We start from the raw sequence: 25,842 nt of genomic DNA on the forward strand, positions 1-25,842 counted from the left end.
GCGGGACGCGTCGCGTCACCGAACGGGTCGTTGCCACGCCAGCCCACGGTCCAGAGACCGAAGGTGAACCTGTCCGCGGGGGTGGGAGTGAAGCGGTCCGGCATTGCACAGCCTCTTGTCGACGTCGGGCCCGGATGACAGCTGCGCCGCCCGGCCAATTTGTTTGCTTGCAGTACTAATACGCCATCCCGTCGAAGGTTTCTAGACCATTTCCGTGACGTATCGGTCACGTGGCGCCAACATGGCAGATCCGGGGCCACATCATGCGATTCGGCTACTCGGGCATTCCGGTAATTCCCGTCGCGCACCAGCCCTGTCGGGCGCATTTGTTTTGTGTACGATCAAAACCGAGAGGACCCGCAGCCGCGCTTGCCGCATGGCGCCCTGACGTCCCGCCCGCACCTCCTGATCGGCTAAGGACCACCCCCATGAAGTTCACCGACGGCTTCTGGCAGATGCGCAGTGGTGTGCACGCCTCGTACGCCACGGAAGTCCGCGACGTCCGCCTCGACGACGACCGTCTCGCCGCCTACGCCGCCGTCAAGCGCGTCGAGCGCCGCGGCGACACGCTGAACGCTCCGCTGATCACCGTGGAGGCCTACGCGCCTGCCGAGGGCGTCATCGCGGTGCGTCTCACCCACCACGCCGGCAAGCGCCGTAAGGGCCCCGACTTCGAACTGCCGGGCGCCGACCCGCAGTCCGCCGCCACGACCCGCACCCAGGGCACGACCGCCGAGCTGACCAGCGGCCCGCTGACCCTGCGGCTTCCCACCGAGGGGGCCTTCGGCCTGGAGTTCCTCGACGGGGACGGCAGGGTCCTGACCTCCGCCGGCCGCAAGGGCAGCGCGTTCGCCACCGTCGACGACGGCAGCCACCACATGTTCGCCCAGCTCGCCCTCGGTGTGGGCGAGACCGTCCACGGCCTCGGTGAGCGCTTCACGCCGTACGTCAAGAACGGCCAGGTCGTCGACATGTGGCAGGCCGACGGCGGCACCAGCAGTGAGCAGGCCTACAAGAACATCCCGTTCTACCTCTCCTCGCGCGGTTACGGCGTCTTCGTCAACCACCCCGGCAAGGTCTCGTTCGAGATCGGCTCCGAGGCCGTCGGCCAGGTGCAGTTCAGTGTCGAGGACCAGACGATGGAGTACTTCGTCGTCGCGGGCCCCACCCCGAAGGACGTACTGTCCCGCTACGCCGCCCTCACCGGCCTCCCCGCGCTCCCTCCGGCCTGGTCGTTCGGCCTCTGGCTGACCACCTCCTTCACCACCTCCTACGACGAGGCCACCGTCACCTCCTTCGTCGACGGCATGGCCGAGCGCGGCATCCCGCTGAGCGTCTTCCACTTCGACTGCTTCTGGATGCGCGAGTACCAGTGGTGCGACTTCGAGTGGGACCCGGCGGTCTTCCCCGACCCGGAGGGCATGATCGCCCGGCTCAAGGACAAGGGCCTGAAGATCTGCGTCTGGATCAACCCGTACATCGGGCAGAAGAGCGCCCTCTACGAAGAGGGCGTCGCCAAGGGCTACTTCGTCGAGACCACCGACGGCGACATCTGGCAGTGGGACAAGTGGCAGGCCGGCATGGCGCTGGTCGACTTCACCAACCCCGAGGCCACCGCCTGGTACCAGGCCAAGCTCAAGGTCCTCCTGGACCAGGGTGTCGACGGCTTCAAGACCGACTTCGGCGAGCGCATCCCGACGGACGTCGTCTGGCACGACGGCTCCGACACCGAGCGCATGCACAACTACTACACGCACCTCTACAACAAGGCCGTCTTCGAGATCCTGGAGGAGGAGCGGGGCGCAGGCGAGGCCGTTCTCTTCGCCCGCTCGGCCGCCGCCGGAGGCCAGCAGTTCCCGGTCCACTGGGGCGGCGACTGCTGGTCCTCCTTCGAGGCCATGGCGGAGTCCCTGCGCGGCGGCCTCTCGCTGTCCCTGTCCGGCTTCGGCTTCTGGAGCCACGACATCGGCGGCTTCGAGGGCACCCCGGACCCGGCGGTCTTCAAGCGCTGGCTCGCCTTCGGCCTGCTCTCCTCGCACAGCCGGCTGCACGGCTCCTCGTCGTACCGCGTGCCGTGGGAGTTCGGCGACGAGGCGGTGGACGTGGCCCGGCAGTTCACCCGCCTCAAGCACCGTCTGATGCCGTACCTCTACGGCGCCGCCGTCGAGGCCCACCGCACGGGTGTCCCGACCATGCGCCCCCTGCTGCTGGAGTTCCCGGACGACCCGACGGCCCGCACGGCGGACCGCGAGTACCTGCTGGGCCCGGACGTCCTGGTCGCCCCGGTCTTCACCGAGGACGGGGAGGTGGAGTACTACGTCCCCGAGGGCACCTGGACCCACTTCCTCACCGGCGAGACGGTCACCGGCCCCGCCTGGCGCCGCGAGACCCACGGCTTCGACAGCCTGCCGCTGCTGGTCCGCCAGGGAGCGGTCCTGCCGCTCGGCGCGGACGAGTCCCGCCCTGACGGCGAGTGGCTCGACCACCTCGAACTCCGCGTCTACGCCCCGGAGGGCACCGGCGACTTCACCCGCACGGTGACTGTCCCCGACCGCACGGGCGCGGTGGCCGCCACGTACGAGGTGGTTCACGAGGGCGGCCAGGTCCGCGTCACGACGGACACGGACCAGCCGTACACGGTGACGGTCGTAGGCTGAGCCCTTACGACCCTTTCCGAGCCGGCCCCGCCCGGGGCCGGCTCCCCGGCGCAAGGTGGAGTCCATGGGCGAGCTGCTTCTGATCCGGCACGGCGAGACGGAATGGTCCCGCTCCGGACAGCACACGAGTCACACGGACCTGCCGCTGACCGAGCTCGGGGAGCGTCAGGCCCGCGCGCTCGTCCCCGTCCTCGCGGAACGCACCGTCGGCCTGACCCTGGTCAGCCCCCTCCTGCGCGCCCGCCGCACGGCGGAACTGGCCGGCCTGCGCGCGCCCCGCGTGACACCGGACCTCCACGAGTGGGACTACGGCGCGTACGAGGGCATCACCACGGTGGAGATCCGCCGCACCCGCCCCGACTGGGACCTCTGGAGGGACGGAGTCGCCCCCGGCCCCCAGGACCACCCCGGCGAGTCCCCGTCCGAGGTCGCGGACCGCGCGGACCGGATCCTGGCCGAGGTCGGTGCGGCGGCCTCCCGTATGGGCCACGACGACATCGCCCTGGTCGCCCACTCCCATTTCCTGCGCGTCCTCACGGCTCGCTACCTGGGGCTGCCGGTCACCGGCGGCGAACTGTTCCAGCTGGCCACGGGCGCGGTCTCGTGCCTCGGCCGGGAACACGGCAAGCCGGTCGTCAAGGCCATGAACATCGCCATCCCGAAGAGCATGTTCGAGGCGGCGGGCTGCTGACAGGACTTCCCGTGCGGCCCGTTGCGGCACACCCGGCAGCGGTCAGTCCGGCCACGGCGCCGGCCCGGACCCCGGGGCCCGTACGAGACAGGGGGGCCGAGTTCCGCGGGCCGGGTGAAGCCCGACAGGGCCAGGGTCAGCTCGAACTCCGCGAGGAGCGTCCGGATGACGTGCTCCACTCCCGGCCGGCCGTCGAGCGCGAGACCGTGGACATAAGGGCGGCCGAGCAGCACCGTCCGCGCACCCAGCGCCAGGGCCTGGATCCACACCAGGACGGGTGCGGGCCGTCGCGCGGCCGCCGAGGCGTGCGCGGTGACGTCGAGAACCACCCACCACCCGCTGGTGCGGGAGCTCGCCGAGTGACGGCGGGAGAGCGCCGCTCCTGAGGGCTTCGGCGAACGGCGTGGCGGCCGGTTCCTCGTTTCGAGGCGCCGGCCGCCCAGCCGTGTTGCCAAGTACCGGATGTGGTGGCGCATCAACGATGCTCCGTGGATTCTCGAGAACTGCGAAAACGTTGTAGAGGTCATGGAGAAGTTGGCGCCCCGTTAGGATGACGCGTCGAACAATTGGGCGACTCGTGTGGCACATGACAGGGAACTGGGGAGCATGGACGCGCAGACGTATGGAGGGGCGGACGAGGTCGACCCCGCGGACCAGTGGGTGGTCAATCCTGAAACCGGCACGTACGAAATGCGCCTGAACGGTCCTTCAGCGGCTCGTCCCCTTGACGACGACGGCGCCGGATGCCCTTCGCCCGAGGGTGCCGCCACTCCCGCGGGCCCCCGCGTACCCCGGCAGCGCAACCGCCGCAACGCGTCCGCTCCCGACACCGCGCCCGGATCCGGCCGCCGCAAGCGCAAGCAGCGCGGCAGGAAGCAGGTGCTGATGTGGACGGGGGGCGGCCTCGCGTTCATCCTCGTCGGGACGTCGGCGTACGCGTATTACTGGTACAGCCGCCTGGACGGCAACATCACCACGGTCGACATCGGCGACGTGGGGAGCGACAGCGTCCTGGCGGACGGCCCGGCCAACATCCTGATCATCGGCAACGACATACGCGTCGGAAAGGGCAACGAGGGTTACGGAAACCGGGACAACGTCACCGGCCACGCCGACACCACCCTCCTCTTCCACATATCGGGTGACCGCTCCAACGCGACCGTGGTGAGCATCCCCCGGGACCTCATGACCACGATCCCGGACTGTGAGACCAAACAGCCCGACGCCTCGAGCAAGGTCATCGCCGGCTCGGCATCCCCCACCAAATTCAACGAGTCCTTCGGGGTGAACGGCCGCGATCCAGGCTGCACCATGCGTACGGTCGAGGGCATCACGGACCTCGAGATCGACCATTTCATGATGTTCGACTTCAACGCGGTCAAGACGCTGTCGACCGCGGTCGGCGGTGTCGAGGTGTGTCTGAAGGAGCCCATCAAGGACGAAGGCGGCGGGTCCAAGCTCGACCTGCCGGCGGGGAAGAGCCGGATCGCGGGAGAGGACGCGCTGTCGTTCCTCCGCAACCGGCACGGTCTCAAGAACGAGAGCGACCTGGACCGGATCGGGATGCAGCAGAAGTTCGTCGCGTCGATGATGCGGCAGCTGAAGGAAGACACGCTGAGCAGCCCCACGAAGATGCTCGACGTCGCCGAGGCGGCCACCAACGCCCTCACGGTGGACAAGGGGATAGGCAGCGCGGGCAAGCTGGTCACCCTCGCCAGGCAGCTCGGCAAGATCGACCTGAAGAACATCACCTTGATGACGCTTCCGGTGGTCGACAACCCGGCCGAGCCCACGCCCGTCACCGTCGTCCCGGACCCGGTCGAGGCGCCGAAGGTCTTCAGCATGCTGCAGAACGACGTGTCCTTCACCGAGGTGAAGAAGGAGCAGAAGGCGGCGAAGGACAAGCAGGCCGCTCTGCTCGAAGGCCCGCGGGCGGAGGCGTCGGACGTGCGCGTCGACCTCGCCAACGGCGGCGCACCGGGTGGGTCGGCGGGTGCGGTCCTGAGCTGGCTGAAGAACTCGAAGGGCTTGCTGAAGTCGAGCAACGTCGGCAACGCCCCGAAGAGCGTGGCCGCGACGATGCTGGAGTACGCGCCGAACCAGGCCGACCAGGCCCGTGCGCTCGCGGACATCATGGGCCTGCCGGCCTCGGCATTGAAGCCCGGCACGAAGGACGCCGCCGGGACGGAGCCGATGATGCTCGTGCTCGGGGCGGACTTCAAGGAGGCCGGCACACCCGTCGCCCCGCCGAAGAAAGTGGACGTCAAGCAGTCGCGGGCCGACGAGAGCGTGTGCGGGACGTAGTCGTGCCCGGGGGGGGCGACCGTCGCCGGGCGGCCCGTGAGGCACACGGACGGCAGGTTCCGTGTGGCGCGCCCGGGTCAGGCCGCCTTCTTCCTGAGTGACGTCAGGTGGGCGAAGACGACGACGTTGGAGGAGTAGCCGTTCTTCTTGTCGAAGCGCCCCCCGCAGGTCATGAGCCTGAGCTCGGGACGGCCGGTGGCGCCGTACACCTTGTCGTCGGGGAACTCGGCCTTCGTGTAGGTCTTCACCTCGTCGACGGTGAAGACCGCGGTCACCCGGTCCGCCCGGGTGACCTTCACGGTGTCACCCCGGCGCAGGGCGTTGAGATTGAGGAAGATCGCCGGTCCTGTCGCGGTGTCCCGGTGGCCGACGAGCAGAGAGGTCCCCGCTTCTCCGGGGGACGGTCCCTTGCTGTACCAGCCCACCAGCTTCGGCTTGCGCAGCGGCGGGACACCGAGCCGGCCCTTCTTGTCCAGGGTGAGGCCGGTGACGGAGGCCTCGATGAAGATCGCGGCGACGGCGACTTTCACAGGCCGGGAGTGCACCAGCGGTGTGTGCGAGGCCGGCACCGTCGCCTGCGGCTTGTGCGGTGCCCTCCGGAACGGCGGCGCCCCGCCGCCCGCGGCGTCGCTGCCGCGGGCGGCGGTGACCGACGAGGCTTCCTCGGACGGGTCCGAGCATGCCCACACGACGCCGGTCACCAGCGAGAAGGTCACGCACAGGGTCGTAGTGAGCCGGCATGCACGACTCGGACCCCGTCGACGCCGTCGGTCGCGTGTGTCAGACCTCGGTGCGGGCACGACGGCGTGCGGATCGGCGGACCATGACCAGCCCGGCGATGCCGGCGGCACCGGCGACGAGCGCGGCCGAGGCGCCGACGTTCGACTCGCTCTCGGAGCTCACGCTCTCCATGTCCGGGACGCCGCCGCCGCCCGCGGGCACCGCGCCGGAGGGCTTGTCGTAGGACTTCTCGCTGCCGGACCAGGACGAACCTTCGCCGTCGGTGTCGCCGCGACGCTCTTCGTTCTCGCTGCCGGCCCGGGAGGAACCCCCGTCGCTGCCGCCGCCGTGACGCCCCTCCTTCTTGCCCTCGTGGGCGCAGTCGACCGTGAAGGTCTTCTGCTTGGGCGCCGCACCCGGGACCGGCCACTGGAGCAGATAAGCACCGTCCGGAAGGCGGTACGTGTCGCTCTGGGCCCGGCCCTGTGAGAGCGGGAGGGTGTCGGCCAACGTGTTCGAGGTCAGGGGGGCCGTTGCCGGGGGCTGCTCGGTGATCGACCAGCCGATCGACGGCAACGCGTCGAAGTTGGTGGCTACGAGTCTGAACTCGCAGACCCTGATGATGCCCCCTTCGCGGTGCCCGCCACGCGAGTGATCGGCCGACTGGATGTCGATGTCGCCGCTCTCACCGAGGGCGAACGCGGCCGGAGCTCCGGCCAGGGCGACGCCGGCGACGGCGACCGCGGCGGCCACCGTGGTGCCCGCGCGGACACTGCGGGAGCGGACGGAAGCGGAAATGTGCATGCTGGGCTCCTTCAAGCCGAGATGATTGTCGTACTGATCACCTGATCGCCTAAGAGATGACATGGATCACCGGAAGAGTCCGTCGGGACACCGTGAAAACGGGTAAAAGTACCCTGACTAGCCGATAGTGGGTAGCGACTCGTCGGGCGGGGCGGCGCCGGAAGACCCTGGAGACAGGAGGACGGGCCCCCTGCGTGCGAGGGGGCCCGTTCTGTCACGTGGAGACCGGTGGGCGGGTCGGAATCAGCCCACGGGCGGAAGGAAGAAGAGCGGCCGGAGCGGTGCGCCCGGTGATTCGCAGGCGTATCCGTGGGGACACGCGCTGCACCACGGCACCGGGGGCGGCCACCCGCACGCGCGGGTGGCCGCCCCCGGCCTGTCAACTCCGGTCAGGCGGTCAGGAGATCAGCTCGATCTCCGCCAGCGTCGCCGCCGTCGTGCTCACCAGCCGGTACTTCGCGTACGCACCCGGCGCCTGCACCGAGAACACCCGGGTCTGCTTGTCCCAGGCGAACGTCTGGCCGGACCGCTTGTCGAGGTCCTTCCAGGTCGTCCCGTCCGCCGACCCCTGGAGCACCCAGCCCGTCGGGGCCTTTGCCGCCGTGGCCGAGGTCAGCGTGTACTGGACCGCCTTCGTGCCCTCGGCGGCCGGCAGGTCCGCGGACTCGACCGCGGCCGAAGTGGCCGATGTGTTGTCGTACAGCGCGCCGTCGCCCTTGAGCACGTCGCCCCGGGGCGTGGGCGCCTTGTCGTCCTTGGCGATGGAGACCGGGGCCGCGTCCTTGCCCGTGCCCCATGCCGACGGCTCGGAGCCCATGTCGAACTCCAGCACGCCGCCCTTGGCCAGCAGGTCGTGCGGCAGCGAAGTGGACGTCCACTTCTTGCCGTTGACCTTCAGTCCCTGGACGTAGATGTTCTCTGCGCTGTTCTTCGGAGCCTTGACGACCAGCTCGCGACCGTTCTCCAGGTGCACGGTCGTCTTCGTGAAGAGCGGCGAGCCGATCGCGTACTCACCGCTGCCCATGACCAGCGGGTAGAAGCCGAGCGAGGAGAAGAGGAACCAGGCCGACTGCTCGCCGTTGTCCTCGTCGCCGTGGTAGCCCTGCCCGATCTCGCTGCCGGTGTACAGCCGGCCGAGGACCTCGCGGACCTTCTCCTGCGTCTTCCAGGGCTGCGACGCCGCGTTGTACATGTACGTGGCGTGGTGTGCGACCTGGTTGCTGTGGCCGTACTGGCCCATCCGCACGTCGCGTGCCTCGGTCATCTCGTGGATGACACCGCCGTACGAACCGACGAACTCGGGTCCGGCGGTCTCGGGGGTCGCGAAGTACGTGTCCAGCTTCTTGGCCAGACCGTCGCGCCCGCCGTAGAGGTTGGCCAGGCCGCGGCTGTCCTGCGGGGCGGTGAAGGCGTAACCCCAGCCGTTGGTCTCCGTGTAGTCGTAGCCCCAGACACGGGGGTCGTACTGGTCGGAGGGCAGGCGCCAGTCACCGTTGGCCTTCTTGCCCTGGAAGAAGCCGGCCTTCTCGTCGAAGAGCTTGACGTAGTTCTGCGCGCGGTTGAGGAAGTACGCGGACTCCTCCTTGTAGCGCGCCTTCTTCGTCTTCTTGTAGAGGGCCTTGCCCATCTCGGCGATGCCGTAGTCGTTGAGGTAGCCCTCCAGCGACCAGGAAAGCCCCTCGTGCGTCGAGGTGTTGGCGTACCCGGTGAAGACCGAGGTCTCCATGCCCTTGCGGCCGACACCCGAGGACGGAGGGGCCACCGTGGCGTTCTTGACCGCCGCCTCGTACGCCGCCTCGGCGTCGAAGTCGACGCCCTTGACGTACGCGTCGGCGAAGGCCACGTCGGAGCTGGTGCCGGTCATAAGGTCCGCGTAGCCGGGGGAGGACCAGCGGGAGGTCCAGCCGCCGTCCTTGTAGTGCTGGACGAAGCCGTCGACCATCTTGCCGGCCTGCTTCGGGGAGAAGAAGGAGTACGCCGGCCAGGTCGTCCTATAGGTGTCCCAGAAGCCGTTGTTGACGTACACCTCACCCTTGACGATCTTCGCGCCGGTGTGGGTCGGGGTGTCGGTGCCGGTCTGCGGCGAGAAGGGGCTCGCGTAGGTGCTCTTGCCGTCGACCTGCTCGAATCCCGAGTTCGGGTAGAGGTAGAGCCGGTACAGGCTGGAGTAGAGCGTGGTCAGCTGGTCGGCGTTCGCACCCTCGACCTCGACCTTGCCGAGGATCTTGTCCCAGGCCTTCTGCGCGTTCTTCCTGACCTTGTCGAAGGAGGTCTTCGCGGGCAGTTCCATGGCGAGGTTCTTCTTCGCCTGGTCGACGCTGATCAGCGAGGTGGCCAGCCGCAGGTTGACCGTACGGTCCTTGCCCGCGTCGAAGCGGAAGAAGCCGGTCACATCGTCACCGCCGCCGCCCTTCAGTTTGCCGCTGTCGGTGACCGGCGCGTCGAAGGAGCCGTACACGAAGAGCCGGGTGGCTCCGGTGGAGAGGCCGCTCTTCACATCGGAGTAGCCGGTGAAGGAACCGGTCTCCGGGTCGAGGGTGAGTCCGCCCCTGTTGTCGACGTTGTCGAAGACCAGGCTCGCGTCGTCGCCGGGGTAGGTGAACCGCATCCGCGCCGCATGGTCGGTGGGCGCCATCTCGGCCTTGAGGCCGTTCTCGAACGTCACCCCGTAGTAGTGCGGGGTCGCCGTCTCGTTCTCGTGGCGGAACGGAAGCGCGCGGGCCGTGCGGGAGGCGTCGGGAGTGCCGGAGGCCGCCGACGGCATCATCTGGAAGGTCTGGCGGTCACCCATCCAGGGGCTCGGCTCATGGCTGGCGCTGAACGCCTGGAGCGTCGGCAGGTTGTCCTCGTTGTTGCCACGCGCGTAGTCGTACAGCCAGCTGGTGGATCCGGCGTTGGTGACCGGCGTCCAGAAGTTGAAGCCGTGCGGGACCGCGGTCGCCGGGATGTTGTTGCCGCGCGAGAAGCCGCCGCTGGAGTTGGTGCCGCGCACGGTCGACGCGTACTCCGAGAGGTGCGCCTTGCGCTTCTCCGGGGCCTTCGGGGCGATCGTGACGTCGTCGATCCAGCCCTGGAACTTCGACGGACCCTTGGGGGAGTCGTACGCCACCAGGATCCGGTCGACGGTCTTGCCGGCGGCGACCGTGCCGATTCGCGAGGCGACCTTGTTCCACTGGTTCACGTACAGCCGCTTGGCGTCGGCCTGACCCTGCGGGGTCAGCAGTCCGCCGTGGCTGTCGGTGGCCTTCAGCTCGCTCAGGTACGTGCCGTCGGTGAAGGCCAGGTCCACCGCCACGTGCGTCGCGGGGTAGTCGAGGTCGGTCTCGCCCATCTGCGGGTACACCAGGTAGGAGAGCTGCGTGTCCTTGGTGACCGCCGTGTCGACGTCGAAGACCTTGTTGTACGAGTAGGCGTGGCCTTCCGGCTTGTGCGTACCCGCGTACCGCAGGGCCTTCTTGCCGGAGAACCCCGCGCCCTGCTTGGCGGTGGGGGATCCCGACGGGCCCCGGTCGGGCTGGGAGCGCATGTCGTCGGGGGTGGGGGTCGAGGTGTTTCCGTCCGAGAACTGGACGTCGGCGAGCTGGATCGCGCCGGACGCGCCGTTGTTCTTCGTGATCTCCAGCCGGAAGTGCTGGTAGGCGGTGTCCGTGGTGAAGTCGTAGGACTTGGTCTGGAAGCGCTCGGAGAACTCCTGACCGGTGCGGGTGTCCAGGTCCGTCCAGGTCTTGCCGTCGGCGGAGCCCTTGAGGGTCCAGTCCCTGGGGTCCCGCTCGCCGTGGTCGTTGGCCGAAGTGAGTGCGTAGGTGACGACCTCGGTGGGCTCGGCGAGGTCGAACTCGACCCAGCCCGACGGCTCGAAGGCCAGCCACTTGGTGCCGGGCTCCACATCGGTCAGGTTCTCCTTGACCTCGCCGCCGGAGGCGTTCTCGCCGCTGGCACGCAGATCCGTGACCTGATCGGTGACATTGCCCGGTATCCCGGCGGAGAACCCACCGTCGACGCCAGATGCCCGCTTCTTCCCGTCGGCGCCTTCGTCGACGGTGTTGCGCCAGTCCGGCTGCTCTTCGTCGGCCTCGAAGGAGGAGCTGAACGACGTGTCGCCGGAGGGCTTCTGCGGGGCGCCGGAGGGTTGGGCGAGGGCGGCGGCGGGGGCTGCCAGAGCCATGACGAGAGAGGCCGCGAGGACCGCGGCGGAGCGACTGTGTCTGTGGCGCGAATCGTGCTGAGGACTACGTAGGGGCTGCATACGGAGCCGTTCCTCCCGGGGGCATGCTTGGACAACGTTGTCAGCGAGGGATGCGGGTTCTAGTAGGGAGCCAAGGGGCTGGATGTGTCAAGGGTGTTGCGTGGGGTCGGCGCAGGTGATTCGGCCGTATTGCGGAAAAGGTGATTCCGCGCGAAGGCGTGCGGGGCCGAGGTGACCGTGAGGTCTCAACTCGGGAAAGACTGCCGCTCAACTCTGCTTACGATCTTGCCCAGTTGGCGACAAGTGGACTATATCTGTCGGCGTCTGCACAACCGCTGCACAACGGCACGCGGACACGGGGGAGGGGGAACGGATGTGGGCGCGCGAGGTGGCCCGTCGTACGTTACTCCGCCACTTCTCCACCGCATGCGGCAATCCGCAATGTGCACCACCCAAGCGCAACTGACCGCGGTGGCGGAGCCCTTCGCCTGAGGCGAATTCATGACGGGTGACCGGTACACCGCCTGAGTCCTGGAGAAGGCGAGGACTTGAGCATGGGATTCACCTCCGGCCGCACGAATGAGGGCCTTGGCCGTCGTGATGTGATCAAGCGTTCTGCCGCACTCGGCCTGATCGCCGTTCCGACGATGAGCTTCCTTTCGGCGTGCGCGAGCAGCGACAGCGGAAGCGACGAGAAAATCGAAAAGGGCACCAAGAGCGCGGAGAACCCGCTCGGTGTCAATGAGACCGCCGCCCTCGAAGTCGTCATCTTCAACGGTGGCTTCGGCGAGCAGTACGCCATCGACGCCGAGAAGAAGTACAACGAGGCCTTCCCCAAGGCGCGGGTCAAGCACTCCGCGACCGAGAAGATCCAGTCCATCCTGCAGCCGCGCTTCAACGGCGGCACCCCGCCGGACCTGATCGACAACTCGGGCGCCGAGCAGATGGACATGGGTGTCCTGGTCGGCAAGAAGCAGCTCGCCGACCTCACGCCGCTGATGGACGCCCCGTCCTACGACGACCCCGCCAAGAAGGTCCGCGACACGCTGCGCCCCGGTGTTCTGAAGATGGGCCAGTTCGACGGCGACCCGGTCTGGGTCATGTACTACGCGTACACGGTCTACGGGGTCTGGTACTCCCGGACCAACCTCGAAAAGCTCGACGCGACGTACCCGGAGACCTGGGACGACATGCTCGCGCTGTGCGCGAAGGCGAAGAAGCAGGGCATCGCCGGGTGGACCTACCCGGGCAGGTATGCGTACTACCTGCCGTTCTCGCTCTACCCCTTCATCGCCAAGATCGGTGGCCGCGAGGTCCTCGACAAGATCGACAACCTGGAGCCGAACGCCTGGAAGGACCCGGCCGTCAAGGCCGCCTTCGAGGCGTACTACGAGCTCTTCAGGAAGGGCTACATCCTCAAGGGCACGCCCGGTCTGACCCACATCCAGTCGCAGACCGAGTGGACCAAGGGCAAGGCCCTCTTCATCCCGAACGGCTCGTGGGTGGAGAACGAGGCAGCGCCCACCACGCCCGAGGACTTCAAGATGACGGTCGGCGCGCCGTCCAGCCTCGACGCGTCCGACAAGCTGCCCTTCGGCACCATCTGGGCCTCCGGCGGCGAGCCCTTCGTCGTCCCGGCCAAGGCGAAGAACCCCGAAGGGGGCATGGAGCAGCTGCGCATCATGCTCAGCGAGGAGTCCTCCAAGAACTTCACCCAGAAGGTCAAGTCGCTGACCGCCCTCGACGGCGGCACGGACGGCCCGGCCCTCACGACAGCGCTTCGGTCGGCAGCCGACGCGCTGACGAAGGCGGGCGAGAACGTGATGAACCCGCGCATCGAAGGCTGGTACGCCAAGCTGCAGAAGGAGCAGATCGGTAGCGCCGGCATCGGGGAGATGATGGCCGGCCGCGCGACCCCGGCGGAGACCATCAAGAAGATCCAGGGCTTCGCCGACGCGGCGGCCAAGGACCAGTCCATCAAGCACTACAAGCACCGGTGAGCCACCGTCACCAGCGGCGGCACCCGCTCAGAGATCGGGGTCGGTAAACGATGCAGCACGGCAAGTACCGGTTCATCGCGGGATTCCTGGCGGTTCCGCTGGCGTTGTACGCCGTCTTCGTGATCTGGCCCTTCGCCCAGTCCATCTACTACTCGTTCACGGACTGGACCGGACTGAGCGCGGACTTCCAGATGATCGGCTTCGACAACTACAGCCGGATGCTCGACGACGGAATCTTCTGGAAGTCGCTGCAGCACAGTGTGCTGCTCGCACTGCTGCTGCCGCTGGTGACGCTGGGCCTGGCGCTGTTTTTCGCCTTCATGCTCAATGTCGGCGGACGTCGGCGTAAAAACGCCGCGGTTGCCGGTGTGCGGGGTTCTGCTTTCTATAAGATCGCCTATTTCTTCCCGCAGGTTCTGTCGATCGTGATCGTGGCCCTGCTCTTCCAGTTCGCGTTCAACCCGACGTCCGGAGTGCTGAACGCGACGCTGAAGGGCGTCGGCCTCGAAAGCCTTCAGTCGGACTGGCTCGGTGACCCCGATCTCGCGCTCTACTGTGTGATGGTCGTGCTGATCTGGTCGACGGTCGGATTCTTCGTCGTCCTCTTCTCCGCCGGTATGGCGTCGATTCCGAAGGACTTCTACGAGGCCGCGCTGCTCGACGGGGCCGACCGCATCACGACGTTCTTCAAGATCACACTGCCGCTGCTCTGGGACACCGTGCAGTCCGGCTGGGTCTACATGGGCATCCTGGCGCTCGGCGTGGAGGCCTTCACCGCCGTACAGGTCATGACGATGGGGCCGGGCGGCCCCGACTACTCCACCACCGTCCTGCCGCTGTACGTCTACCAGACGGCCTTCCGGGACGCCCAGGCCGGCTACGCGACCACGATCGGTGTCGGGCTGCTCATCGTCACCATGCTCTTCGCGGGCATCGTGATGCGACTGGGCCGGCGTGAGCGGCTGGAGTTCTGATGCCGCCCCGCCCGCGGTCCGGCGACCGGAAGGCCGCCCTTACGCAGAACAGTTCGGTCCCGGTGAACGGCCCGACAGCTGAACGAGGTGAGCACGTATGAAGGTCACTGAGACCCCGCCCGCCGTTCCGGCGCCGCGCTCGTCGGTGACGAAGACGAAGGCTCCGGTGGACGGGCCGGCGAGAAGCGGCGAGGGCAGGGTCCTCAACGTCTTCTCGCACGGTGTGCTGGTCATCTGGGCGGTGCTCGTCGTCATGCCGCTGCTCTGGGCGGTGACGGCATCCTTCAAGACGGACGACTCGATCCTGTCGAAGCCATGGTCGCTGCCGGACACGCTGCACTTCGAGAACTGGTCACGGGCCTGGAACCAGGCTCACATGAGTGACTACTTCCTCAACACCATCCTGGTGGTGGGCGGTTCGCTCATCGGCACCCTGCTGCTGGGCTCGATGGCGGCGTACGTGCTGGCGCGGTTCGACTTTCCGGGGAACCGCTTCATCTACTTCCTCTTCATCGGCGGGATGAGCTTCCCGGTCATCCTGGCGCTCGTCCCGCTGTTCTTCGTCATGAACAACATGGGCCTGCTGAACTCGGTGCACGGGCTGATCCTGGTGTACATCGCGTACTCGCTGCCGTTCACCGTCTTCTTCCTCACCTCGTTCTTCCGGACCCTGCCGACCTCGATCGCGGAAGCGGCGATGCTCGACGGCGCCTCGCACACCCGGACGTTCTTCCAGGTGATGCTGCCGATGGCGAAGCCCGGCCTGATCAGCGTCGGCATCTTCAACTTCCTCGGCCAGTGGAACCAGTACATGCTGCCGACGGTGCTCAACACCGACCCGGACGGCAAGGTGCTCTCCCAGGGCCTGGTCGAACTGGCCACCAGCCAGGGGTACAAGGGGGACTGGTCGGGCCTCTTCGCGGGGCTGGTCATGGCGATGCTGCCGGTCCTCGCCGCCTACATCGTCTTCCAGCGGCAGGTCGTCGCGGGGCTGACGGCGGGCGCGCTCAAGTAGGGACGGTGCCACGGGGCGCGTTCACGTATCAGCGGCTCTCGGCGTGACCTGGCGACAACAGTCAGCAGAAACGAACAGGCCCCCGGGGCCAGGAACCACCTCTCGGTCACCGGCCGGGGGGTGGTTTCGTGCCGTTTCTGCTGTTTTCGAACCTGTCCGGATGTGGAGGCCCCAAGCTCATCGGAGGCTGCGACTGCTCAAGGTCTTGACGGGGGGCACCCCAAAACGCTCAGCTTAGGGTTCACATGTTAGAGAAAACGGCAGGAGTGAGTGAGTCGATGGAGACTCCGGGGTCGCAGACATCTCTGCATAGGGCCAACCTTGAGCGGGTCGTACGTGCCGTAAGGATGGCGGGGTCCCTGACCCAGGCCGAGATCGCCAGGAGTACCGGTCTCTCCGCAGCCACTGTCTCCAACATCGTCCGTGAACTCAAGGACAGCGGCACGGTCGAGGTGACCCCCACCTCGGCGGGCGGGCGCCGCGCCAGGAGCGTCTCCCTGAGTGGGGACGCGGGCATTGTCATAGGGGTGGATTTCGGGCATACCCACCTGCGCGTGGCCATCGGCAACCTGGCTCACCAGGTGCTGGCCGAGGAATCCGAGCCACTCGATGTGGACGCCTCGTCGGCACAGGGGTTCGGCCGTGCGGAACAACTGGTCAACCGCCTGATCCAGACCACCGGGATCAGCCCCGGGAAGGTCATCGGGGTCGGCCTCGGCGTACCGGGCCCGATCGACGTCGAATCCGGCACGCTGGGCTCCACCTCGATCCTTCCGGGCTGGACGGGCATCAATCCCGGCCGGGAGCTCGCCGGCCGCCTCGGCGTGCCGGTGTACGTGGACAACGACGCCAACCTCGGCGCGCTCGGGGAGCTCGTCTGGGGCAGCGGCAGGGGCGTCAGGGACCTCGCGTACATCAAGGTCGCCAGTGGTGTCGGCGCAGGCCTGGTGATCGACGGGAACATCTACCGGGGCCCCGGCGGCACGGCCGGCGAGATCGGCCACATCACCCTCGACGAGTCGGGCCCTGTCTGCCGCTGTGGCAACCGCGGCTGCCTGGAGACCTTCACCGCCGCCCGGTATGTCCTGCCCCTGCTGAAGCCCAGTCACGGGTCCGATCTCACCATGGAGCGAATGGTCCAGCTGGCCCGCGAGGGTGACCCGGGCTGCCGCAGGGTCATCGGGGACGTCGGCCGGCACGTCGGCAGCGGGGTCGCGAACCTGTGCAACCTGCTCAACCCGAGCCGGGTGGTGCTCGGCGGATCCCTCGCGGAGGCGGGCGAGATGGTGCTGGCGCCCATCCGTGACTCGGTCTCGCGCTATGCCATTCCCAGCGCGGCGCGGCAGCTCTCCGTGCTCCCCGGGGCGCTCGGAGGGCGGGCCGAGGTGCTGGGCGCGCTGGCCCTCGTGCTCAGCGAGATGGGGGATTCAACCCTTTTGGAGAGCACCCTTCCCGGGGCCACTCCTGCCTTCACTTAGATAACGAATGGCACCGTTGTCATCTCGTTAAGGATTTACTCCTTGACGCCGCCCTTGCGGCCGAGTTGACTTCCAGCCACCTCGGCCGCAACGTTGCGGCCTCGTCAGGGAGGCACACCCCCATGAACGCAATGACGCGACGCATCGTCATAGGCACAGCCGCTCTTTCCATGGCAGTCTCGGTTGCCGCTTGTGGCAAGGCGGGTGACGACGCGGACGCCAGCGGCGGTGGTGACAGCAAGACCATCGGCCTGCTGCTGCCGGAGAACAAGACCACGCGTTACGAAACGTTCGACCGCCCCCTCATGGAGGCGAAGATCAAGGAACTGTGCGACGACTGCGAGGTCAAGTACAACAACGCCGCACAGGACACCGAGACGCAGAAGAAGCAGTTCGACGCGCTGGTCACGCAGGGTGTGAAGGTCATCATCCTGGACGCGGTCGACTACAAGGCCACCAAGTCCTGGGTTCAGCAGGCCGAGAAGAAGGGCGTCAAGGTCGTCGCGTACGACCGGCTCGCCGAGGGCCCGATCTCCGCGTACGTCTCGTACGACAACGAGAAGATCGGCCGGCTGCAGGGTGAGGCCCTGGTCAAGGCGCTCGGCGCCAAGGCCAAGGACAGCAACGTCGTGATGATCAACGGCTCGCCGACCGACCCGAACGCCCCGTTCTTCAAGAAGGGCGCCCACAGCGTCCTGGACACCCAGGTCAAGAAGGTCGTCTACGAGCAGGACATCCCGGACTGGTCGCCGGACGAGGCCAACAAGAAGATGGGTGCCGCCATCGACTCGCTGGGCAAGACGGGCTTCCAGGGCGTCTACTCCGCCAACGACGGCATGGCCGGCGGCATCATCACCGCCCTCGACAAGCAGGGCGTCAAGGTCCCGGTCGGCGGGCAGGACGCCGAGCTCGCGGGTCTGCAGCGCATCCTGGCGGGCAGCCAGGCCTTCACGATCTACAAGCAGATCAAGCCGGAGGCCGAGACCACCGCCGAGATCGCTGTCAAGCTCCTCAAGGGCGAGAAGATCGACGACCTCACGCCCGTCAAGGTCGACAGCCTCAGCGGCGAGTTCAAGGGCATCCCCTCCAAGCTCTACGACGCGCAGATCCTGACCAAGGAGAACATCGCCTCCACGGTCATCGCGGACGAGGTCTACAAGGCCGAGGAGATCTGCACCGCCGAGTACAAGGCGGCCTGCGACGCCGCCGGCGTCAAGTAGGACTCTTCCGGACCGCCCCGCCCCCGGGCGGGGGCGGTCCGCGGGATGAGGCTTCGGGCCCGCGGGAGCGCATGACCCCCGCGGGCCGGCCCCTCGGCTCCCAGCCGGCCCGGCACCCGCCCTTCCGACGCCCCGCAAGCGCGGGCGGGCGCCGGGCCCACTCCGCACACCCCTCTCGCTCAGCAGCACCATCCCCGCCGGTCAGGCGGCGAAGGAGATGATTCACGTGTCCGCTACGCCCGTGTTGGCGTTGCGCGGAATCTCCAAGCGGTTCGGCGCCGTCCAGGCGCTCACCGACGTGGACCTGGAGATTCACCCCGGCGAAGTGGTCGCCCTGGTCGGCGACAACGGCGCCGGCAAGTCGACGCTCGTCAAGACCATTTCGGGCGTCCACCCGATCGACGAAGGCGCCATCGAGTGGGAGGGCAGGACGGTCCGGGTCAACCGGCCCAACGACGCCCAGGAACTCGGAGTCGCCACCGTCTACCAGGACCTGGCCCTCTGCGACAACCTCGACGTCGTCGCCAACCTCTTCCTCGGCAGCGAACTGCGCAAGGTCTCCGTCCTCGACGAGATCGCGATGGAGAAGCGCGCCAAGGAGCTCCTGGACACGCTGTCCATCCGGATCCCGAGCGTACGGATCCCCGTCGCCTCGCTCTCCGGCGGGCAGCGCCAGGTCGTCGCGATCGCGCGCGCCCTGATCGGCGACCCCAAGGTCGTCATCCTGGACGAGCCGACCGCGGCACTCGGCGTCGAGCAGACCGCCCAGGTCCTCGACCTCGTCGAGCGACTGCGCGAGCGCGGCCACGGCGTCATCCTCATCAGCCACAACATGGCCGACGTCCGAGCCGTCGCCAACAAGGTCGCAGTGCTCCGACTCGGCCGCAACAACGGTGTGTTCGACGTAGCGAGCACCTCCCACGAAGAGATCATCGCCGCGATCACCGGCGCCACGGACAATGCCGTCACGCGTCGCCAGGCACGCACGGCCACGAAGGAGGACGCGAAGTGAGCGACCTCGCCAAGACCCCCGGGACCTCCACGGAGAAGCCCGCCTCCGACGCACTCCCGGCGGCGCCCGCCGTCGAACCGTCGGCAGCCCCCGTACCCGCCGTCGACCCGCGCCTGCTCGTCCGCGAGGAGGGCCTCAAGGGCTACTGGTCGGAGTTCACCCGCAAGGTACGCGGCGGTGAACTCGGCTCGCTGCCGGTCTTCATCGGACTGATCGTCATCGCGGTCGTCTTCCAGCTGCAGAACAGCAACTTCCTCTCCGCCAGCTCCGTCGCGAACATCGCGGTCTACAGCTCGGGCCTCGGCATCATGGCCGTCGGCATCGTGTTCGTGCTGCTGCTCGGCGAGATCGACCTCTCGGTCGGCTCCGTCGCCGGCGTCGGAGCGGCCGTCTGGGCCGTGCTCAACGTCAACAACGGCTGGAACGACTGGCTGGCGATCCTCGTCGCCGTACTCTCCGGCATGGCCCTCGGGGCACTCCACGGTTTCTTCTTCGCCAAGATCGGGGTACCGGCCTTCGTCGTGACCCTGGCAGGCTTCCTCGGCTGGAGCGGTCTCCAGGACTGGATGATGGGCGGCGAGGGCTCGATCAACACGCCCTCCGGCAGTGTCGTCGAGAACCTGACCAACTACTTCTTCGAGGACAAGGCCGCCGGCTACGGGCTGGCCCTGGTCGCCGTCGTCGCGTACGCCGCCTCGCTCCTGGTGGACAGCAAGCGCCGCAAGGCCGCGAACCTGCCCGCCCGCCCCATCGCCGAGGTCGTCCTGCGCACCGGCGTCGTCGCCGTCCTGTGCTTCGCCGTCGCGTACGTCCTGAACGAGCCGGCCGGCGCCCGCGGTCTGCCGCTCGCCCTGGTGCTCTTCCTCACCGTCCTGATCGTCGCGGACTTCGTCGCCCGCCGGACGACCTTCGGCCGCCAGGTCTTCGCGGTCGGCGGCAACCCGGAGGCGGCCCGCCGCGCCGGTATCAACGTCGACCGGGTCCGCATCACCGTCTTCGCCCTCTCCGGCATGCTGGGCGCCTTCGGCGGACTCTTCATCGCCAGCCTCTCCGGCGGTGCCACCAAGAGCGTCGGCGCCGGCAACACCCTGATGCTGGTCATCGCCGCCGCGGTCATCGGCGGAACCAGTCTCTTCGGAGGCCGGGGCAAGGTCTGGTCCGCACTGCTCGGCATGATCGTCATCCAGTCGATCCAGCAGGGCCTGAACATGATCGGCATGGCCAACGCCGTCCAGTACATGATCACGGGTGCGGTGCTCCTCGCCGCCGTGGTCATCGACTCGGTCTCCCGCCGAACGCAGAAGACCGCAGGCCGCGCCTGACACCCCTGCGCACCAGCGCCTGTGCCCGGCATCTCGGCGGATGCCGGGCACAGGCGTGCCCGGCATGGGCCGGCCGTCCACTCCCGCTCCCGGCGCGCGTGTTCTTCGGGACACGCGTATGCGAGCGAAATCGTGTCTTTCCCGCCGAAGGTGTGACACACGACCGCGCACCCTGAGGACCGGCGCCCTCCGCGGAACATTAGACTCTGCGGATCGGTAAGAAGTTCGACCGGCTCACACGCAAGGAGGCATGGGTGGACCTGCTGACCCGCATCAGGGGACCGCGCGACCTGGACCGGCTCGGCCTCGAGCAGCTCGACCAGCTCGCCGGCGAGATCCGTACCTTCCTCGTCGAGGAGGTGGCCAAGACCGGTGGCCATCTCGGCCCGAACCTGGGCGTGGTCGAGCTGACCATCGCTCTGCACCGGGTCTTCGAGTCCCCGCAGGACAAGGTTCTCTTCGACACCGGCCACCAGAGCTATGTGCACAAACTGCTCACGGGCCGGCAGGACTTCTCGAAGCTCAAGAGCAAGGGCGGGCTCTCCGGATACCCGTCCCGCGCGGAGTCCGAGCACGACGTCATCGAGAACTCGCACGCCTCGACGGTACTCGGCTGGGCCGACGGCCTGGCCAAGGCCAACGAGCTCCTGAAGAAGGACGACCACGTCGTCGCGGTCATCGGGGACGGCGCGCTCACCGGCGGTATGGCCTGGGAGGCGCTGAACAACATCGCCGCCGCCAAGGACCGCCCCCTCGTCATCGTCGTCAACGACAACGAGCGGTCGTACGCCCCGACCATCGGCGGCCTCGCGAACCACCTCGCCACCCTCCGCACCACCGACGGGTACGAGCGGTTCCTGGCCCGCGGCAAGGACCTCCTGGAGCGCACGCCCGTCGTCGGCAGGCCGCTCTACGAGACCCTGCACGGCGCCAAGAAGGGTCTCAAGGACTTCATCGCCCCGCAGGGCATGTTCGAGGACCTCGGCCTGAAGTACGTCGGCCCCATCGACGGCCACGACATCGAGGCCCTGGAATCCGCGCTCCAGCGGGCCAAGCGCTTCGGCGGCCCGGTCATCGTGCACTGCCTCACCGAGAAGGGCCGCGGCTACACCCCCGCCCTCGAGGACGAGGCGGACCGCTTCCACGCGGTCGGCAAGATCCACCCCGACACCGGCCTGCCCATCTCCACCTCCGGCCTGGACTGGACCTCGGTGTTCGGCGAGGAGATGGTCAAGCTGGGCCATGAGCGCGAGGACATCGTCGCCATCACGGCGGCCATGCTCCAGCCCGTCGGCCTCGGCAAGTTCGAGCAGGCCTTCCCGGACCGGATCTACGACGTCGGGATCGCCGAGCAGCACGCAGCGGTCTCCGCGGCGGGCCTGGCCACCGGTGGGCTGCACCCCGTCTTCGCGGTCTACGCGACCTTCCTGAACCGCGCCTTCGACCAGGTCCTGATGGACGTCGCCCTGCACAGGTGCGGAGTGACCTTCGTCCTGGACCGGGCCGGTGTCACGGGCACGGACGGCGCCTCGCACAACGGCATGTGGGACATGTCGATCCTGCAATGCGTGCCGACCCTGCGCATCGCCGCCCCGCGCGACGCCGACCAGGTCCGCGCCCAGCTGCGCGAGGCCGTCGCCGTCGACGACGCACCCACCGTCGTCCGCTTCTCCAAGGGCGCGGTCGGCCCCGCGGTCAGGGCCGTGGGCACGGTGGGCGGCATGGACATCCTGCGTACGGCGGGCACGGACAAGCCGGACGTCCTCCTGGTCTCCGTCGGCGCCCTCGCCCCGATGTGTCTGGAGATCGCCGCTCTGCTGGACGCCCATGGCATCTCCACCACCGTGGTGGACCCGCGCTGGGTCAAGCCCGTCGACGAGGCACTCGCCCCGCTCGCCGCGGAGCACCGGGTCGTCGTCACCGTCGAGGACAACAGCAGGGCCGGCGGTGTCGGCTCCGCCGTCGCCCAGGCGCTGCGCGACGCCGACGTCGACGTACCCCTGCGCGACTTCGGTATCCCGCCGGTCTTCCTCGACCACGCCTCGCGCGCCGAGGTCATGGCCGAGATCGGGCTGACCGCGCCGGACATCGCCCGCCAGGTCACCGGCCTGGTCGCCAAGCTCGACGGCCGCTACGAGAGCCGCGTCGTGGGGCAGCCCGTCCGCGACTGAACCGTCCGCACGCACATGGGCCGGCCGCCGCCCCTCCCGGGTAGTTCGACCGGCCCATTCGCGTGAAATCGGGGCGTACCGCGCCTTCGGAGACATTCCGGGGCTGCCGCTTGCGAATCATGGCGTGCACGACGAGTGCGTGGAGGTACGCCGGTGAGCACGCAGCAGGACACGCCCCCCAGCGGGACGGGACTGTTCAGGACCAAGACGGTCGAACAGTCCATCCGCGATACCGAAGAACCGGAGCACGCCCTCAAGAAGTCCCTCTCCGCCGTGGACCTCACGGTCTTCGGAGTGGGTGTCATCATCGGCACCGGAATCTTCGTCCTCACGGGCAAGGTCGCCAAGGAGACGGCGGGCCCCGCCACGGCCCTCGCCTTCGTCGCGGCGGGCGTCGTCTGTGCGCTCGCGGCCCTCTGCTACGCCGAATTCGCCTCCACCGTCCCGGTGGCCGGATCGGCTTACACCTTCGCGTACGCCTCCCTGGGTGAGCTGGTGGCCTGGATCATCGGCTGGGACCTGGTGCTGGAGTTCGCCCTGGGCACCGCGGTGGTGGCGGTCGGCTGGTCCGGCTACGTCCGCTCGCTCCTGGACAACGTCGGCTGGACGATGCCCGAATGGCTCGCCGGCCCGGACGTGGCGAGCGGCTTCGGCTTCGACATCCTGGCGTTCGTCCTGGTGCTGATCCTGACGGTGATCCTGGTGCTCGGGATGAAGCTCTCCGCCCGGGTGACCACGGTCGTCGTCGTCATCAAGCTGGCGGTCGTGGGCATCGTGATCATCGCCGGCCTGTTCTTCATCGAGTCGGCCAACTACTCGCCCTTCATCCCGGAGGCGGAGAAGCAGACCTCGGGCTCGGGCCTGGACGCGCCGCTGGTCCAGCTGATCTTCGGCTACGAACCGACGAACTTCGGCGTCATGGGCATCTTCACCGCGGCGTCCATCGTCTTCTTCGCCTTCATCGGCTTCGACGTGGTGGCCACCGCGGCCGAGGAGACCAAGCTCCCGCAGCGTGACATGCCGCGCGGCATCCTCGCCTCGCTCGTCATCTGCACCCTGCTCTACGTCGCCGTGTCGATCGTCGTCACCGGCATGCAGCACTACTCCGAACTCTCCGTCAGCGCCCCGCTCGCCGACGCGTTCAAAGCCGCCGGACACCCCTTCTACGCGGGCGTCATCAGCTTCGGAGCCGCGGTCGGCCTCACCACGGTCTGCATGATCCTGCTGCTCGGCCAGACCCGGGTGTTCTTCGCGATGAGCCGTGACGGACTGCTGCCGAGATTCTTCTCGGTCACACACCCGCGCTTCGGCACCCCGTACCGTCCGACGATCCTGCTCGGCGTGGTCATCGCGATCGTGGCCGGCTTCACCAGCATCAACGAGCTGGCCACCCTGGTGAACATCGGCACGCTCTTCGCGTTCGTGGTCGTGGCCCTCGGCGTCCTCGTCCTGCGCCGCACCCGCCCCGACCTCCACCGGGCCTTCCGTACCCCGTGGGTGCCGCTGCTCCCGATCGTCTCGGTGGCCGCCTCGGTCTGGCTGATGCTGAACCTGCCGGCGGAGACCTGGCTCCGGTTCGGGATCTGGATGGTGCTCGGCGTGATCATCTACTTCGTGTACGGGCGCCGGAACAGCCGTATGGTGAAGGCCGGTTGACCTGGTCAGTCACGCCACGACTGCGGCAGCGGCCCTACGGTACGCGGACCGGCGTAACGGGCCCGTACGCCTCGGCCCGCTGTTGCAGTCCGCGATCGGCCGTGACCACGACGCAGGGCGGCACACCCTGGGCGGCGGCGGTCAGGGCCGTGATCAGGGCGTCCCCGCTGCCGGGCGCCGCCGCCGCACGGATCCCCGACGCGGACGCGACTCCCCGGGCCGCCTGCGGAACGGGCATCCCTGAAGGACGCCAGGTCAGCCGCCGGTGGCCGGCGACTTCCTGGACGACTCGGGAATCGTGCCGTCCGTCCGGATCGCTTTCCAGAGGTTGCCGGCACGCGGCTCCGACGCCACCACTCGGTTCGGGTCCTGCTCGTCGTAGGCGACCGGCAGCATGAACGTTTCCATCGAGGAGGGATCGACGCCGTTCATCGAGCGGGCGAACTCGCTGAGCGATGTCAGCGAGGCGAGCCCCTCGTCGGTGGTGAGCGACTCGGTGGCGGAGTTCGCGATCTTGTACGTGGCCGCCGGACTGCCCAGCAGATCCTGCGACTTGATCTCCTTCAGCAACGCCATCAGGAACTGCTGCTGGAGCCCGATCCGACGCAGGTCACTACCGTCGCCCACGCCCTTCCGGGTCCGGACGAAGGCCAGCGACTCGGTGCCGCTCAGTCTGTGCTCACCTGCCGTCAGGTCGAGCCCGGATGCCGTGTCGTGGATCGGTTCCTCGACGTCGACGGTGACCCCGCCTATCGCGTCGACCAGGTCCTTGAACCCGGCGAAGTCGATCTCCAGGTAGTGGTCGATGCGGACCCCGGACATCCTCTCGACGGTCTTGACCACGCAGGCCGGGCCGGCGAGGGCGTACACGGCGTTGAACATCTCGCGCCTCTTCTCGGGCAGCTCCGAGCCGTCGGACGTGACGCACTCGGGCCGGGTCACGAGGGTGTCGCGCGGAATGGACACGGCGACAGCCTCGGACCGGCCCTCGGGTATGTGCACCACCATCGTGGTGTCGGACCGTGCCCCACTGACACCGCCGCCCCCGCCCAGCTCCTTGTTCTGCGCCCCGGCGCGCGAGTCGGATCCGAGGACGAGCAGGTTCTGCCCGGTGGTGGGAAGCTTCTCCGGGCGGTCCTCACCGAGCGCCCTGTCGATGTCGACGCCCGTGAGGTTGCCGTCGAGATCCTGGTACATCCAGTACGCGGTGCCGCCACCGGCGAGCATGAGGACGACCAGCACCCCGAGCGTGATCTTGAGGCCACGGTGGGGCTTGCGTTCCTTCTTCCGGCCCCGCTCCGGTGCTTCCGCCCGTTGTGAGGCGCGCGGGCCCGGAGGCATGACGTCCTTGCTCATCCTGTTCGAGCCCCTTGGTCTCGCGCCCGGTAGGGCTGTGGGCGGGTTGGACTCGGGTGGGGGGAGGAGCCGGTCCGATGACGGTGGTGCGAAGCACTATAGACAGTGGATCGAGCATGCGTGCGAGGACTGCCGGGCTCCGCCTGCGGCGCAGGCCGGTCCCGACACAACCTGGGCCTGGGACTCCGGCTGGTCCTGCGTTCCGGGGCCCATACCGTCGGCCGGGGCCGGCTCGTCGAGGGCGTCCACCTTGCCGCGCCGGGTTCCCGAGCCCCT

16 protein-coding genes and 2 pseudogenes are annotated in these 25,842 nt (G+C 68.2%); 12 read left to right on the plus strand and 6 right to left on the minus strand.

Annotation, left to right across the window (positions count from 1 at the left end):
- The first annotated feature begins 428 nt into the window (after window positions 1-428).
- Together yicI and ACWD04_RS23150 are read left to right on the plus strand one after the other, a co-directional pair.
- Entirely contained in the window at window positions 429-2,657 is a 2,229-nt protein-coding gene (gene yicI / locus ACWD04_RS23145; protein ID WP_451134795.1) for an alpha-xylosidase, read from the plus strand.
- A gap of 64 nt (window positions 2,658-2,721) precedes the next feature.
- Entirely contained in the window at window positions 2,722-3,348 is a 627-nt protein-coding gene (locus tag ACWD04_RS23150; RefSeq protein ID WP_451134797.1) for a histidine phosphatase family protein, read from the plus strand.
- Window positions 3,349-3,440: 92 nt separating this feature from the next.
- Here ACWD04_RS23150 and ACWD04_RS23155 read toward each other — a convergent pair.
- Window positions 3,441-3,608: pseudogene (locus ACWD04_RS23155) on the minus strand (alpha-hydroxy-acid oxidizing protein); the annotation flags it as partial.
- Window positions 3,609-3,954: 346 nt separating this feature from the next.
- On the opposite strand from ACWD04_RS23155, the gene ACWD04_RS23160 reads away from it, so the two are divergent.
- Window positions 3,955-5,652: an LCP family protein gene (locus ACWD04_RS23160; RefSeq protein ID WP_451134799.1), complete on the plus strand. Its 1,698-nt coding sequence runs from the start codon at window positions 3,955-3,957 to the stop codon at window positions 5,650-5,652.
- Between the two features lie 77 nt (window positions 5,653-5,729).
- Here ACWD04_RS23160 and ACWD04_RS23165 read toward each other — a convergent pair whose 3' ends face one another.
- From ACWD04_RS23165 to ACWD04_RS23175, 3 genes are all read right to left on the minus strand, one after another.
- Window positions 5,730-6,368: a class F sortase gene (locus tag ACWD04_RS23165; protein WP_451134801.1), complete on the minus strand. Its 639-nt coding sequence runs from the start codon at window positions 6,366-6,368 to the stop codon at window positions 5,730-5,732.
- A 64-nt stretch (window positions 6,369-6,432) separates the two neighbouring features.
- A complete protein-coding gene (locus tag ACWD04_RS23170; RefSeq protein ID WP_451134803.1) occupies window positions 6,433-7,176 on the minus strand; it encodes a hypothetical protein in 744 nt (247 codons plus the stop codon).
- A 397-nt stretch (window positions 7,177-7,573) separates the two neighbouring features.
- On the minus strand, window positions 7,574-11,422 hold the full coding sequence (locus ACWD04_RS23175) for a GH92 family glycosyl hydrolase (RefSeq protein WP_451134805.1): 3,849 nt from the start codon (window positions 11,420-11,422) through the stop codon (window positions 7,574-7,576).
- 494 nt (window positions 11,423-11,916) lie between these two features.
- On the opposite strand from ACWD04_RS23175, the gene ngcE reads away from it, so the two are divergent.
- The 9 genes from ngcE (at window position 11,917) to ACWD04_RS23220 (ending at window position 24,210) form a co-directional block, all read left to right on the plus strand.
- Window positions 11,917-13,362, plus strand: coding sequence for an N-acetylglucosamine/diacetylchitobiose ABC transporter substrate-binding protein (ngcE, locus tag ACWD04_RS23180; protein ID WP_451134807.1), 1,446 nt, complete (start codon window positions 11,917-11,919; stop codon window positions 13,360-13,362).
- 50 nt (window positions 13,363-13,412) lie between these two features.
- Window positions 13,413-14,336, plus strand: a complete 924-nt coding sequence (locus ACWD04_RS23185; protein ID WP_451134809.1) for a carbohydrate ABC transporter permease — start codon at window positions 13,413-13,415, stop codon at window positions 14,334-14,336.
- Between the two features lie 97 nt (window positions 14,337-14,433).
- On the plus strand, window positions 14,434-15,351 hold the full coding sequence (locus ACWD04_RS23190) for a carbohydrate ABC transporter permease (protein ID WP_451134811.1): 918 nt from the start codon (window positions 14,434-14,436) through the stop codon (window positions 15,349-15,351).
- 278 nt (window positions 15,352-15,629) lie between these two features.
- Entirely contained in the window at window positions 15,630-16,829 is a 1,200-nt protein-coding gene (locus ACWD04_RS23195) for an ROK family transcriptional regulator (protein WP_451134813.1), read from the plus strand.
- A gap of 122 nt (window positions 16,830-16,951) precedes the next feature.
- A complete protein-coding gene (locus ACWD04_RS23200; RefSeq protein WP_451134815.1) occupies window positions 16,952-18,049 on the plus strand; it encodes a substrate-binding domain-containing protein in 1,098 nt (365 codons plus the stop codon).
- A 217-nt stretch (window positions 18,050-18,266) separates the two neighbouring features.
- Window positions 18,267-19,061, plus strand: a complete 795-nt coding sequence (locus ACWD04_RS23205; protein ID WP_451134817.1) for an ATP-binding cassette domain-containing protein — start codon at window positions 18,267-18,269, stop codon at window positions 19,059-19,061.
- Window positions 19,058-20,383, plus strand: coding sequence for a sugar ABC transporter permease (locus tag ACWD04_RS23210; protein ID WP_451134819.1), 1,326 nt, complete (start codon window positions 19,058-19,060; stop codon window positions 20,381-20,383). Before ACWD04_RS23205 ends, ACWD04_RS23210 begins: the two co-directional genes overlap by 4 nt.
- Window positions 20,384-20,637: 254 nt before the next feature.
- Entirely contained in the window at window positions 20,638-22,554 is a 1,917-nt protein-coding gene (gene dxs, locus ACWD04_RS23215) for a 1-deoxy-D-xylulose-5-phosphate synthase (protein WP_451134821.1), read from the plus strand.
- Between the two features lie 153 nt (window positions 22,555-22,707).
- Window positions 22,708-24,210, plus strand: a complete 1,503-nt coding sequence (locus ACWD04_RS23220; RefSeq protein ID WP_451134823.1) for an amino acid permease — start codon at window positions 22,708-22,710, stop codon at window positions 24,208-24,210.
- Between the two features lie 5 nt (window positions 24,211-24,215).
- Here ACWD04_RS23220 and ACWD04_RS23225 read toward each other — a convergent pair.
- Together ACWD04_RS23225 and ACWD04_RS23230 are read right to left on the minus strand one after the other, a co-directional pair.
- A pseudogene (locus tag ACWD04_RS23225) lies at window positions 24,216-24,442 on the minus strand (NTP pyrophosphohydrolase); the annotation flags it as partial.
- Window positions 24,443-24,465: 23 nt separating this feature from the next.
- Complete coding sequence (locus ACWD04_RS23230) at window positions 24,466-25,566, minus strand: LCP family glycopolymer transferase (RefSeq protein ID WP_451134825.1); 1,101 nt, start codon at window positions 25,564-25,566, stop codon at window positions 24,466-24,468.
- Between the last annotated feature and the right edge of the window lie 276 nt (window positions 25,567-25,842).

This window comes from Streptomyces sp. NPDC002911 (genome assembly GCF_053591835.1).

Coding starts and splice junctions, on each gene's coding strand:
- ACWD04_RS23170 (WP_451134803.1), bottom strand. CDS start 7,176: ATGCACATTTCCGCTTCCGTCCGCTCCCGCAGTGTCCGCGCGGGCACC.
- ACWD04_RS23200 (WP_451134815.1), top strand. CDS start 16,952: ATGAACGCAATGACGCGACGCATCGTCATAGGCACAGCCGCTCTTTCC.
- ACWD04_RS23160 (WP_451134799.1), top strand. CDS start 3,955: ATGGACGCGCAGACGTATGGAGGGGCGGACGAGGTCGACCCCGCGGAC.
- ACWD04_RS23150 (WP_451134797.1), top strand. CDS start 2,722: ATGGGCGAGCTGCTTCTGATCCGGCACGGCGAGACGGAATGGTCCCGC.
- ACWD04_RS23185 (WP_451134809.1), top strand. CDS start 13,413: ATGCAGCACGGCAAGTACCGGTTCATCGCGGGATTCCTGGCGGTTCCG.
- ACWD04_RS23205 (WP_451134817.1), top strand. CDS start 18,267: ATGATTCACGTGTCCGCTACGCCCGTGTTGGCGTTGCGCGGAATCTCC.
- ngcE (WP_451134807.1), top strand. CDS start 11,917: ATGGGATTCACCTCCGGCCGCACGAATGAGGGCCTTGGCCGTCGTGAT.
- ACWD04_RS23190 (WP_451134811.1), top strand. CDS start 14,434: ATGAAGGTCACTGAGACCCCGCCCGCCGTTCCGGCGCCGCGCTCGTCG.
- ACWD04_RS23175 (WP_451134805.1), bottom strand. CDS start 11,422: ATGCAGCCCCTACGTAGTCCTCAGCACGATTCGCGCCACAGACACAGT.
- ACWD04_RS23195 (WP_451134813.1), top strand. CDS start 15,630: ATGGAGACTCCGGGGTCGCAGACATCTCTGCATAGGGCCAACCTTGAG.
- ACWD04_RS23230 (WP_451134825.1), bottom strand. CDS start 25,566: ATGAGCAAGGACGTCATGCCTCCGGGCCCGCGCGCCTCACAACGGGCG.
- yicI (WP_451134795.1), top strand. CDS start 429: ATGAAGTTCACCGACGGCTTCTGGCAGATGCGCAGTGGTGTGCACGCC.